This window comes from Dehalobacter sp. TeCB1 (assembly GCF_001707455.1).
GTDB classification, from domain to species: Bacteria; Bacillota; Desulfitobacteriia; order Desulfitobacteriales; family Syntrophobotulaceae; genus Dehalobacter; species Dehalobacter restrictus.
In genome coordinates, this window is sequence record NZ_MCHF01000022.1 from 42,768 (window position 1) to 55,604 (window position 12,837).

A 12,837-nucleotide genomic window follows, 5' to 3' on the forward strand; every position below is an offset into this window, starting at 1 on the left:
TAACTTCTCCATGAATGTCAAAAAGACCCCGGAAAATCCGGGGTCCTCAAATGATAGCGTAAATTTAGCTTTCGACCGGATTATCTTTCTTATTGTCTTCGCTTGTTCTCTTTTTGATCTCAACGACAAGCTGGCTGGCAATGCAAATGGATGAATAGGCACCGAAGAATACGCCGATAATCATTGCCAGGGAGAAGGTTCTGGTCGATTCTCCGCCCAGGAGGAAGATCGCGAGCAGAGCAATCAGCACGGTGCAGACAGTCTTTACGGAACGGCCCATCGTCTGCCAGACAGATTTGTCCACCATATCCTTGAAGCTGTCTTTCTTTTTCATGCGTCTTTCATTCTCTCTGATACGGTCATAGATGACGACGGTATCATTAATCGAATAACCAAAGATGGTGAGAATTGCCGCGATGAACGCTGCATCAATTTCCCACTGGAATATTGAGAACAAGCCCAACGTAATAAGTATATCATGCAGAAGCGCAATGACGCTCGAGACAGCATAAACAAAACGGAAACGGAACGAAACATAAATCAGGATCAAAACAGACGCAACAGCCAGCGACTTCATCGCTCCCGATTTCAGTTCGTTGCCGATAGCAGGCTGAACAAGCTGTTCTTCAACATTTTTTATATCGAACGTTCCAGCCTGTTTCTGAATTGCCGCCAGAAGCTCGTCCCTCTTGGTCTGATCCAAAGCTTCCGTTCTGACGATAGCCGAAATGTCACCATTTGTCAGCTGTACGCTACCGGTCAGCCCAACAGAATCCATGGCCTGGTTGATATCCGCCTGGGTTACTTTTTCGTTAAACTGAATATTGAACATCGAACCGCCTTTATAGTCGATGCTGAGATTCAGTCCTTGCGTACAAAGCGAAATAATACCAGGAATCAAGAGAAGCAAAGAAAGCGCAAACCAGATATAGCGTTTTTTTACTATATTAAAATATAATCTATGTTCCTGTTTGACATCATCGTAACTGGCCTCGCTGGCGGCAGGGGTAACGACCGGGGCCGCATTTTTAGGTGTTTTTTTGTCTTTATACTTGTCAGCCACTTATTTTACCTCCTTTACGCCAAACAGCCATTTGCTCATTCGCGGGTTGATTCCGACAATCCAGCGCATAACCCAGCGGGTAAACGTGATGGCCGTAAACAGGCTCGCAACAATACCGACGATCAACGTAATTGCAAAACCTTTGATCGAAGCAGACCCGAGCAGGAATAATGCCAGGGCAGCAAAAATGGTCGTAATATTGGAGTCAAACACCGTAATGAAGGCCCGGCTGAATCCGGCATCCACGGCAGCCCGCAGCGATTTGCCAAGCTTTAGTTCTTCCTTGATTCTTTCGTAGACAATAATATTCAAATCGACGGCCATTCCAATAGAAAGGACAAATCCTGCTATGCCTGGCAAAGTAAGAACCGTCCCGATTCCGTATAAGACCCAGAGTACAATCACCGAAAAAACGATAAGCGAAAAGTCAGCGACCAACCCTGGTAAACGATAGAGCACCAGCATGAATAAGAAAATAAAGATAAGCGCAATGACGCACGCATTTAAACTCTTATTCAAAGAATCCGCACCTAGAAGCGCACCCACCTGGTTTTTTTCAACAATGCTCATGCTGACCGGCAATGCACCGGAACGGAACATAACAGCATACTGGGCTGCTTCTTCCAACGACGAATAGCCCTGGATCTGACCTTGCCCGTCCACAATCGGCACAGAAACTTCCGGATCTTGGATCTTCCTCTCATCCATATAGATACCAATCTTTTGACCGAGATATTTCGTTGTGATATCCGCAAACTTTGAGGTACCCTCAGAAGTAAACGATATTTGCACGACATAATCCGTGCGACCTCTGGAAGTATCGACCGCTGCCTGGGCATTCTTCAGCATGGAGCCGTCCATCAGGATATTTCCATCCGGATCCCGGAAAGTCAGCTTAGCGGTTGTTTGCAGAACTTTAACAGCCTCATCGGGATCAGCGACTCCGGCCAATTCAATAATAATTCTTTTTTTATCATAGTTCGTCTGAATATAGGGTTCGGATACTCCGAGCCCGTTAACACGTTCTTCAATGACAGCCCTTGCTTTATCCATATCGTCGTTGGTAATCGCTGCGCCATCTTTACCCGGTTCAGCCTGTAAAACCAGATGAACGCCACCGCGTAAATCAAGTCCTAACGGAATCCCGGTTTCAGAATTCGTCAGCGGCTGAATCGAAAAGAAAACGACAACAGCAACGAGAATGACAGTTACTGCAAGTTTTAAAGTATTTCCCCGTTTCATTCTTTTTCCTCCTAATAGAATAAAGGGACTTGCCCATACAAGCATCATTATATCCCTTTTGCATTTGAGGTGTCAATTTCAAAGCTATAAGCAAGTGTTACAGCACTTGCTTATATTTGGATACTATGCAATAGATTTCAAACTTCGCCAATAACAAATTTCCGTAATCAGAACTGTTGTTTAACGCAGTTTATTATTTAACCTCAGCATCGTTGTCTTCATCGATTACTTCAGTCTCTTCAACCTCTTCTTCAGGTTCAGGCTTATTCTTCTTATTACTCTTGACAGGTGTATCTTTGCCGCCTTCAGCACTTTTGATCGCGGACTTCAGTATTTCAATTTCAACGTTATTGGCGATCTTGATGACAAGCGTATCTTCTTTTATTTTGGTAATGGTGCCCAATATCCCGCCAATCGTTGTGACTTTAGCCTTCATTTTAATGGACTCCATCAGTTTCTGCCGCTCTTGTTTCTGCTTTCTGCTCGGCAAAACAAACATAAAGATAATCATAACTACAAATAGTACAAAATACATCATCGTTGTCGTGGTTTGATCCATAAGTAAAGAATCCCCCTTAATTGTAAATTACCTAAATATGCATACTTCATTTCATTATATCATCTTTATTCCGCAAATTCAGCATGTATTCAGATTATTTTCTATTTAAATTTTTCTATTTTAACTTAATTTCTAAGCTAGTTTTCAGAACTTTATTATCTGTACATACATTTCATATGATTGTCTTATTTTTTATAACCATAGTCCGCAAAGAATTGTTTCCGGTATTCCGGAAGCTGGTCTTCGGCAATCGCCTGGCGGACCTCTTTCATTAAATGGGTTAGAAAGTGCAAGTTATGGATCGTCATCAGCCGGTGTCCGAAAATCTCATCCGCTTTGATCAGGTGCCGGATATACGCCCGGGAATAATTCTGACAGGTATAACAGCTGCAGGTAGGATCAATCGGCGTAAAATCATCGGCATATGTGGCATTACGGACCACAACCTTGCCAAACCTCGTCATTGCTGTCCCATTTCGGGCAATACGCGTCGGCAGCACACAATCAAACATATCAATGCCGCGCATGACACCCTCGATTAAATCATCAGGTGAACCCACACCCATCAGATATCTTGGTTTAGCTTCGGGCAGCAGCGGAACGGTATAATCCAGCACTTCGTACATCATTTCTTTAGGTTCGCCGACGCTCAAGCCTCCCAGCGCGTACCCTGGCAGATCGAGTTCGGTAATTTCCTGAGCGCTTTGTTTGCGGAGATCCTCATACATTCCGCCCTGAACAATGCCGAAAAGTGCCTGCTTTTCTGTAGTCGGCAGCGTATTTTTGCAGCGCTTCAACCAGCGGAAGGTCCGTTCAGCGGATTTTTTCGTGTACTCCCGGTTTGCCGGGTACGGCGTGCACTCATCAAAAGCCATCACAATATCCGAACCAAGAGCGATTTGAATTTCCGTCGCTTTTTCCGGACTTAAGAATTGTTTGGAGCCATCAAGATGGGATCGGAATTCCACTCCCTCTTCGGTGATTTTCCGTAAATCCCCGAGACTGAAAACCTGAAACCCCCCGCTGTCGGTCAAAATCGCGCCATCCCAGTTCATAAATTTGTGCAGGCCGCCTGCGCGTTTAATCAGTTCATGACCCGGACGCAAAAACAGATGATAGGTATTGCTTAAGATCATGTTGGCTCCGAGCGCCTTCAGTTCTTCCGGGCTGACAGATTTTACGGTAGCCTGAGTTCCCACCGGCATAAACACAGGCGTCTCTATCATGCCATGAGGCGTATGAAGTCTTCCCAGACGGGCCTTGGTACGGGTGTCTTTCTTTAGTATTTCCAGTTTAACGGCCGCCAAAACATTTCTTCCTCTCTTTTTGTGAAATTAACCCGGAAACATGGTCTTCCCCATGTGTCAACCGGAACTAGAATACGTGCATTTTTCCCATGTTAAACTAAAAACATGGCGTCCCCAAAACTGAAGAAACGATATTTCTCACGGACTGCGGTCTGATACGCTTCCAAAATCATTTCCCGGCCTGCAAATGCACTAACCAGCATCAGCAGTGTCGAGCGCGGAAAGTGGAAATTCGTGATTAAGGCATCGACAATTTTGAATTGATATCCGGGGTAGATAAAAATATCCGTCCATCCTTCAGTTTCGGACAGCACATTCCCGGAAGCATCCTGACAAAGTCCCGCTGCGGATTCCAACGTCCGGACTACGGTTGTCCCAACCGCAATCACCCTGCGGCCTTCTTTTTTGGCCAGAGAGATTTTGGCGGCAGTCTCAGAATCTATGCTGAAATACTCCGTGTGCATTTGGTGTTCGGTGATTTCTTCCGTCTTCACCGGCCGAAACGTTCCCAGCCCGACATGCAGCAGGACTTCAAGAACCTCGACTCCGTTGTCCCTAATCCTCTGCAGCAGCTCTTCCGTAAAATGCAGGCCTGCAGTAGGTGCCGCGGCCGAACCGTTTTCTTTGGCATAAACAGTCTGATACCGCTCTTTATCGTTTAATTTTGCTGTGATATATGGAGGCAGAGGCATCTCGCCGAGACTGTCCAGGACTTCCTCAAACAAGCCGGAATACGTAAAATGAATGATCCTGTTTCCGTCGTCAAGAATTCCGATCAGTTCTCCGCGCAAAAGTCCTCCCCCGAAAACAACGGTTTGACCCTGTTTTAACCTTTTGCCGGGCTTAACCAGGACTTCCCAGCGGTCCCTGTCTATTCTCTTCAGCAGGAGCACCTCAATTTTTGCTCCGGTACCTTCTTTTTGCCCAATTAATCTGGCCGGAATCACCCTGGTCTTGTTCAGGACAAGTACGTCTCCCGCATTGAAGAATTGTACAATATCCTGGAATAAGTAATGAAATATTTCACCTTTGGCTTTATCCACCAGCATCAGCCTTGATGAATCCCGCGGTTCTGCCGGCGTTTGGGCAATCAGCCTTTCCGGCAAGTCGTAATCAAAATCCTCCAACCTCATTCTCTGCTACTCCATTTTCACCAAATCAATATTTTTGTAGTAATAGTTTAGGATATCCTGATAAGAATAACCTTGCATTGCCATATCATAGGCACCCCATTGGGACATCCCTACGCCGTGTCCCCAGCCCCTGCCGTTGAAAACAAATACACCGTATATCCCAGGTTTTTCTGCTATACCGTCATTGGAGCTTTTGATCCTGGAGAGCAGCGGACCAGTGCCTTCTTCCGCAGAGGTCCCTGCCAAAGAATTCCCAGTCAAAGAAATCTCCGGAGTCTCCGGGGTATTTTTCTGAAGTACAGGCATGATATATTCTACCTGAAATAGTCTTCCAAGGAAAGAATCATTTGAAAGAGGTCCTTCAGGATAAAACTTGCGAACGAAATCTCCGCCGGATACCAATTTTTCGTTGCCTAACCAGTCTTGAAGCACGACACGGTATACGCGGCCCGATACATATTTCGCCAGCTTCACCTGTCTTACCGGGGCGAGATCAAAAGCTTCTCCAAGAACATCCGCGGCAATTACAAACCTCCAGTGATCGGTATAGCCTCCAATGCCGTTGGAAAACGGATCTGGAGTGGACGTATAATGAGCGTCCTGATTCTGCCAGACATTCTGGGGGGCCTCCATATAACCACCGTTATGTGAAGAGTAGAAAATTGAAATGGGTCTGCCGGTATCCTGATCAGTCAGGACCTCTCCCGTCGTTGCTGTCACCGCCTGGCTGGCTTCCCCTTCCACTGATCTGCCGAGGTAAGCCTGATGGATATCGGGTGAATCCGTGATAACACCACCGTTTATATTTTTCAGCAAATATGTCCTTGCGGCGACCGCCTGCGCTTTCAGGGCTTCGAAACCTTTTGCGGCCCAGGCATTGCTCATCTCTATCGGAACGACGCCTTTCAAGTAGTCTTCCTGCTCAAGTGAATTATACAGCTTCCAGCAACCGTTTTCTTTCACAATGGAAAGATTTCCGCGGTAGCTGATCCAATCCTTTTCGGGTTCTCTGACCCGGAAAACGCCCTGATCTTGAGAAGTAAACTTAACTTTATTTTTCTCCAGAATCACGAACTGGTCGCCGACAGCCAGGAAATCTGCCATACTGCTCTGTCCGATCTGGCAGCGGTCCCCGGCTGTTAAACTGACGCTAACATCATTATAGTCGAGGGTATAACTGCCCTTTCTGACTTCAATTTCCAACCAGCCGGTTTCAGGAAACTGCCAGACAAGCTTCACAGTTACCTCCCTTGCAAGCGCTGCATTCGGTGTCAGGGTAATCAAAAAAAGCATTACAGTAAATAATAGGCAAAAAGCTTTAGACAAAAAAGCGCTCTGTTTAACACCGCAGCCATGGAAAAACATTCGAATCGACTCCTTCACTATCCGGCTGTTAAACAGATTGCCCAACTATCGTTCAGTATATTCAATAATTTTCCTATAGAAAGCTTGGCTTACGCCAAGCTTTTGACGCTGGCGAAAGCCTAAATTTTGCCCTTAAATGAATCAAGAAAGCTATTTACTTTCTGATTCACAAAAAAGTCCCGTCTGTACATTCGCTGGAAGATCCAATCCAAAATAGCTGTAGACCTGGTTCGTTACCATTCTTCCTCTTGGTGTCCGCTGCAGGAAACCTCTCTGCAGCAAAAATGGTTCCACAACATCTTCCAGGGTCTCGGCCTCTTCACCTACAGTAGCAGCCAGCGTTTCCAGACCGACCGGTCCTCCGTCAAAATTCCGGATAATGGCCAGCAGAATTTTCTGATCCAGACTGTCCAGGCCCATCGGATCAACTTCGAGCTTATCCATTGCTTTGGCTGCCGTCTGAGAATCAACAATCCTGCTTCCCCAGAACTGCGCATAGTCCCTTACCCTTTTAAGTAACCTGTTGGCGACCCGCGGTGTCCCTCTGGAACGCTTGGCAATCTCCTCCGCTCCGTCCGATGACAAATCCACTTTCAGAATCCGGGAAGCCCTGACGACGATCTGCAGCAGTTCCTCCGTCGTATAAAATTCCAGCCGACTGATAACCCCGAACCTGTCCCTCAAAGGAGACGTCAGCTGCCCGGCTCTGGTCGTCGCACCGATCAGCGTAAACGGAGATAGGGACAGCCTGATAGAACGGGCGCTTGGCCCTTTACCGATCACGATATCCAGACAGTTATCTTCCATCGCGGAATACAGGACTTCTTCCGCTGTCCTGCTTAGACGGTGGATCTCATCTATAAACAGCACATCGCGCGGTTCGAGTGATGTCAAAAGTGCCGCCAAATCTCCCGGCCTTTCAATCGCCGGTCCGGAAGTCGTCCGGATATTGACCCCCATCTCGGCCGCAATGATATTGGCCAGCGTGGTCTTGCCGAGTCCGGGCGGACCATAGAGAAGGACATGGTCGAGAGCCTCTCCCCTGTTTTGGGCCGCCTGGATAAAGACACTTAAGTTTTCTTTGATACTTGCCTGTCCGATATATTCCATCAGCCTGCCCGGTCTTAAGGCTTCGAATTCCCGGTCTTCAGGACGCTCCAGGGAAGTGATGACTCTTTCCAAATTTTCTCCTCCTTCAAATCAATGTTTTTTTAAATTGCTCGGGTAAAGTCTCCGTAATGGAAGACCGCTTTCGGCTATTGCGCCATCCATGACGAGTCGCTCCTTGCCATCCATGGCATCGCGACATTAGGCCATCCGTGGCCGTCAAAAAGCCGCGCTGCGCATCCATGCTCCGCTTGACGCCGGTCTTCCATTACGGAGACTTAGTCTGGAGCTAGTAAAAGCTTAATTTCAAAGTTTATGCTTCTGAATCGTTGTAGTAGTCAAATGTTATTTTACAACAGGAATGAGCTTCATTCTGACTTTCCAACATGCCAACCTGCTTGGAAACCTAAGATTAGTCTGGGGGCCACAGTTCCGCTGTGAGCGGAGCACGATGCGGAGCGCGGCCTTTTGACGGCCACGGATGGCCTAATGCCGCGGTGCCATGGACGGCAAGGAGCGGCGTGCCACGGATGGCACAACGGCCGAAAAGCGGTATTGTGGCCCACAGACTTGCCCTGATTATGGTTTTAGATATAGAGATAAGCAACAATTTGTGTAAGTAATTTGGGAATCATGTACGAGTATATCAAAGGGTATCACATATGTTCTGATGGTCCTGCCAATAAGCGAAGTGCTTCTTTGAGCTGATCCTCCATGGAAGACAGTCCTCTCTTTTCCGCCCTAGTCAGGGCGTCACGCGCTTCATAGCGGGAAAAGCCCAAAGCCAGCAGTGTCTCCAGGGTATCGTTGGCCGGAATAAAGGAGCCTAGATCTTCCGTTCCGGCTTTAATATCAACATCCTTGATCTTTTCTTTCAGTTCCAGAATGATTCTCTTCGCAGTTTTGCCGCCGATTCCGGGGACTTCGGTCAATTGAGAAACATCCTCACAGACGATCGCCGTCTTGATCTTACTGACAGAAAAAGCCGACAAAATACTCAGTGCTGCCTTTGGACCAATCCCGGTTACGCTGAGCAGCTGCAGAAACAGCTCTTTTTCATCCCGGGTCAAAAAGCCGTACAAAGACAAATCATCTTCCCGCATGATTAAATGGGTATGCAGGACAGTCTCTTCCCCCTGCCTGATCTTTACCATTGAACTTACCGGAACATGGAGTAAATAGCCTACGCCGCCGACATCTAGTACCAGGCGGTCCGCTTCGGCCGTCCACACAGTCCCCCGCAGCATTCCGATCATTTAAACATTCCTCCATTTATCCGACGTCCCATACTGTGCGCATGACATATGGCGATGGCCAGTGCATCAGCCGTGTCATCAGGCTTAGGCGTTTCCTGCAGCGACAGGATTGCCTTGACCATATACTGTATCTGCTTTTTATCTGCTTTACCGTATCCGACCACAGCCTGCTTGACCTGCAAGGGTGTATATTCGGATACTTCAATATTTCGGCGGGCAGCGCTTAGCAGAATGACTCCCCTGGCCTGTCCAACCGTAATTGCCGTCGTAGTGTTGCGGTTAAAAAACAATTCTTCGACAGCCATCACATCAGGTGAATATTCTCCCAAGAAATCCTCCAGAGATTCATAAAGCATTCTGAGCCTATCCGGCATCGGCAAGTCAGACGGAGTCCGCCAGCAGGAATAAGTGACCGGGGAAAGCTTTTGGCCATTTTTTTCGATTAATCCATACCCCATAATGGCGGTTCCCGGGTCAATGCCAAGAATTAACATCTTCTTGCTCCTTCTGTGATCCGCATTCCATTATTCCAGTATCTTGTCAAGCTTATCGTACCTATCGTCCTATACCTGTACCATGTTCAATTTTAAATTCGTTCTATCGAGGCGGAAGATACGGTTTAGAGATCAGCATCTTCCAGTGATTCGGCAAGATCAAAGTTTGTATAGACCTTCTGAACATCATCATGGCTTTCCAACGAATCAATCAACTTAATGATCTTTTTCGCTTGTTCAATATCGGCAATCTCGACGCGGTTGACCGGAATCAGATTGATGGCCACATTTTCAATCGGTATCTTACTATCCAGCAGCACCTGTCTGACTTCCTGCATGCTGTCCGGCTCGGTGAAGATTTCGTAGCTCTCATCTTCAGACGCGACATCCTCTGCACCTGCTTCAAGCGCCAGAAGCATGATTTCATCTTCATCCATCTTTAAATCTTCTTTCGGTACATCAAGCTGTCCTTTTTCTGTGAACATCCAGCTGACACTGCCGGTTTCTCCAAGGTTGCCGCCGTTTTTTGAGAAAAGATGACGCATCTCTGATGCTGTCCGGTTCCTGTTGTCCGTCATCAGCTCCACCATGATCGCTACTCCGCCGGGACCATAGCCTTCGTAACGCAGTTCTTCATAATTAGCGCCTTCCCCTGCTCCGGCACCTTTTTGGATCGCGCGCTGAATATTGTCATTCGGCAGGTTGGCTGCCTTGGCATTATCAATCGCAATTTTTAACCTAAAGTTCCCGTTCGGGTCTGCACCACCCGCACGTGCGGCCACCATGATCTCTCTGGCTAATTTTGTGAAAATCCGGCCTTTAATGGCGTCGGTTTTGGCTTTCTTATGTTTAATATTTGCCCATTTGGAATGACCTGACACAATGATTCCTCCCTGATACATTATAGCCTATATATTTTACCATGTAGCGGGAGCTCAGGCAAAAAAAAATCAGGTGATCTTCCAAATCACCTGATTTTCTCGTCTAGTCATGAATGCGGTGGCCGGCTATTCAGTTTAAGCTCATTGTCGGTCTGTTCTTTAAAATCCATTGTTCGGCTGCGTAATGAAGGGGCAGTGTACGTATATTCTCCCAATCTAAATCCTCGACTCTCCGTTCGCGCAAATCGATTTCTTTAAAATATTGGCCGCAATCTAAACAGACAACAACCTCCACTCCAGGAAACTCGGCAGAATTGAGATACGTTTGTTGAGAAGAATTTTCACTGCCGCAGTGTATGCAGCCCGATATTTTTATTGGCCTCTCGTTTCCGCAGACAAGACAATGTAGAAAGCGTTTTCCATTCAACGCATCCAATGTTGTCATAAGATTATCTTCACCACAAACCGGACATGGGCACATTGGCTGATCATCCACACTTGCAGAGATAGGCAGTTGCTGATATACCGCTTGAGCTACCCCAGCTATTGCTAAGCTCAGACGGCTGAAAAGAGGTTCGTTTCCTTGAATACGACCTGCGCTGAACTCATCTTGGAGAACGGCAAGTTTGGAGTGGTCTATCTTTTCTTCCGCAACAATGTTCAACCTGTCCCATAAATCAATGATGGCGTTTTCCGGCAAATCATTGATGGTGAATAATGGATACTGCCCGGATCTCGACGGTAATTTCAAATCCTTCAGGTTGTTTTCTTTTTGCCAGGCAGTGATCTCTGCTCTCATTTTTAAATAATTCTCTTTGACAGCAGACAAACTTGTTGCTTGTCCTCCATCGGTCTTTTCAGTACCCAAGTACATCCCTCCCAAAGGTTAAGACAGTGTCCAAATGATTTCACCGTACCGGTTCCGGCTTTCGACTATTTCTCTTGCTCCTTGACCTCTTCATACCAGGCGGCGTGATGCGCCTGCGCAAATTTTTCCGGAACGTATCCCTTTACCATACCCTCCAGAGCAACCCTTGATACTGGGTGGAGCAAAGCCAAATAGAGATGTCCCATCAATGCTGTAACCATCATAAACATCGCCAGATCGTGAACGGGATAAGCTATCCGGACCAACTGATCAGGAAAAACCTGAGGGAACCACATGATAAATCCGCTCAAGATGATGAATGCGGAACCCAGGATCGTAATCAGAGAGTTAATCTTTTCTCCGCCGCTGAACTTACCTTGGGCCGGATAGTTGGCGTGTCCTCCAAAAAACTCCTTAGGAAAAGCCATGATATGTTGGATATCCGCTTTCGTAAACCGGAAAGCAGAACGTAGCCATTCCCAGTGATATTTCGGGTCTTTGACAAAAAACATAGCCACAATGACCACCACAAAGATCACGGCAAAAACCCTGTGGAGGATCCGGGAAACATCGACGCCACCAAATATCATTAAGGTCGGCCGGAAAAATTCGGACAATATTCCCCACCCTGTAAGGAGGAGAACAAAAAAGCTTACGACATGAACCCAATGGCTCAATCTTTCCCCTTTGGTAAACCGTAGAATTTTGCCGGGAACTCGAGGTGAATTTGGTTTTTGAACAGCCATTACATTTTCTCCTCCTTCTTCATTTGATGGTGGTCTTCAAAAGGTTCTTTTTGATAATTCCCCTTGACCGCATTAATCACTACTCCAGCTACAACTGCCGCAGCAGCGCCTCCCATCACAATTTTGCCAATCGGCCGGATAATATCTTTCCATAGATAAAGCGATAAATCGGTCGATGGATTTTCAGGCAGTCCATAGGCAGCAGGTGCATCGAGCAAAATATAGCGGTAGGTTGTACCTGCCTGCCCATTCTGACCATAAAGATTAGCGTTGGGGAACTTCTTTTTAACTTCAGCCAACCGGGCCTGGGCTGTAGCCATCATTGCATCATAATCACCGTAGGACAGGGCCCCTGGTTGGCAAATTGCTACACAAGACGGCGAAAGATTGTTTTCTACTCTCGCAACACAGCCGGTGCATTTGTTCGCCTTTTTGGTGCTTTCGTCAACCTTCGGCACGTGAAATGGACAATACTGCGCACAGTACCCGCATCCAATACATTTATCTTGATCAATGACCACAAACCCGGAATCTGTTTTAGATATGGCACTTGAAGAACACGCTTTCAGGCAGGAGGGATCCTCGCAGTGGAAACACTGCGCCTTGCGCATCAGCCAGTGCATGTTATTATTTTCATACTTTTCCTCAAATGTTACATACGTATAGGTGTTTGGTGTAAAACCGGCCATACTCTGATAACTTTTGACGAGAGAGGTTTTTTCAGTCGGAAGATCATTCCATTCCTTGCAGGCTGCTGAACAGGCTTTGCAGCCGGTACATTTGGATCCGTCCACCAAAATCATTTTTTTTGCCATC

Annotated in this window: 13 protein-coding genes; all 13 read right to left on the bottom strand. The window is 46.8% G+C overall.

Annotation, left to right across the window (positions count from 1 at the left end; translation table 11 throughout):
- Nucleotides 1-64: 64 nt before the first annotated feature.
- On the bottom strand, nucleotides 65-1,063 hold the full coding sequence (gene secF / locus A7D23_RS06215) for a protein translocase subunit SecF (protein WP_019225945.1): 999 nt from the start codon (nucleotides 1,061-1,063) through the stop codon (nucleotides 65-67).
- Entirely contained in the window at nucleotides 1,064-2,305 is a 1,242-nt protein-coding gene (gene secD, locus A7D23_RS06220) for a protein translocase subunit SecD (protein WP_019225944.1), read from the bottom strand. It lies immediately after the preceding gene.
- A gap of 193 nt (nucleotides 2,306-2,498) precedes the next feature.
- On the bottom strand, nucleotides 2,499-2,864 hold the full coding sequence (gene yajC / locus A7D23_RS06225; protein ID WP_019225943.1) for a preprotein translocase subunit YajC: 366 nt from the start codon (nucleotides 2,862-2,864) through the stop codon (nucleotides 2,499-2,501).
- Between the two features lie 185 nt (nucleotides 2,865-3,049).
- Nucleotides 3,050-4,171 carry a tRNA guanosine(34) transglycosylase Tgt gene (tgt, locus tag A7D23_RS06230; RefSeq protein WP_019225942.1) on the bottom strand — a complete coding sequence of 374 codons (1,122 nt, stop codon included), beginning with the start codon at nucleotides 4,169-4,171 and terminating at the stop codon, nucleotides 3,050-3,052.
- A gap of 92 nt (nucleotides 4,172-4,263) precedes the next feature.
- Nucleotides 4,264-5,304: a tRNA preQ1(34) S-adenosylmethionine ribosyltransferase-isomerase QueA gene (gene queA / locus A7D23_RS06235; RefSeq protein WP_019225941.1), complete on the bottom strand. Its 1,041-nt coding sequence runs from the start codon at nucleotides 5,302-5,304 to the stop codon at nucleotides 4,264-4,266.
- Nucleotides 5,305-5,310: 6 nt separating this feature from the next.
- On the bottom strand, nucleotides 5,311-6,669 hold the full coding sequence (locus A7D23_RS06240) for a SpoIID/LytB domain-containing protein (RefSeq protein WP_019225940.1): 1,359 nt from the start codon (nucleotides 6,667-6,669) through the stop codon (nucleotides 5,311-5,313).
- A 150-nt stretch (nucleotides 6,670-6,819) separates the two neighbouring features.
- Nucleotides 6,820-7,851, bottom strand: coding sequence for a Holliday junction branch migration DNA helicase RuvB (ruvB, locus tag A7D23_RS06245; protein ID WP_019225939.1), 1,032 nt, complete (start codon nucleotides 7,849-7,851; stop codon nucleotides 6,820-6,822).
- A gap of 581 nt (nucleotides 7,852-8,432) precedes the next feature.
- The gene (gene ruvA, locus A7D23_RS06250; RefSeq protein ID WP_019225938.1) at nucleotides 8,433-9,032 is read right to left on the bottom strand and encodes a Holliday junction branch migration protein RuvA; all 600 of its coding nucleotides are present in this window, start codon (nucleotides 9,030-9,032) and stop codon (nucleotides 8,433-8,435) included.
- Entirely contained in the window at nucleotides 9,029-9,526 is a 498-nt protein-coding gene (ruvC, locus tag A7D23_RS06255) for a crossover junction endodeoxyribonuclease RuvC (protein WP_019225937.1), read from the bottom strand. The genes ruvA and ruvC overlap by 4 nt, the downstream gene beginning before the upstream one ends.
- A 125-nt stretch (nucleotides 9,527-9,651) precedes the next feature.
- Nucleotides 9,652-10,407, bottom strand: a complete 756-nt coding sequence (locus A7D23_RS06260; protein WP_019225936.1) for a YebC/PmpR family DNA-binding transcriptional regulator — start codon at nucleotides 10,405-10,407, stop codon at nucleotides 9,652-9,654.
- 130 nt (nucleotides 10,408-10,537) lie between these two features.
- Complete coding sequence (fdhE, locus tag A7D23_RS06265) at nucleotides 10,538-11,281, bottom strand: formate dehydrogenase accessory protein FdhE (protein WP_051008276.1); 744 nt, start codon at nucleotides 11,279-11,281, stop codon at nucleotides 10,538-10,540.
- 59 nt (nucleotides 11,282-11,340) lie between these two features.
- Entirely contained in the window at nucleotides 11,341-12,021 is a 681-nt protein-coding gene (locus A7D23_RS06270; RefSeq protein ID WP_019225934.1) for a formate dehydrogenase subunit gamma, read from the bottom strand.
- Nucleotides 12,021-12,836 (bottom strand): 4Fe-4S dicluster domain-containing protein, encoded by an 816-nt coding sequence (locus A7D23_RS06275; protein ID WP_019225933.1) that lies wholly within the window; start codon nucleotides 12,834-12,836, stop codon nucleotides 12,021-12,023. Before A7D23_RS06275 ends, A7D23_RS06270 begins: the two co-directional genes overlap by 1 nt.
- Nucleotide 12,837 lies beyond the last annotated feature (1 nt).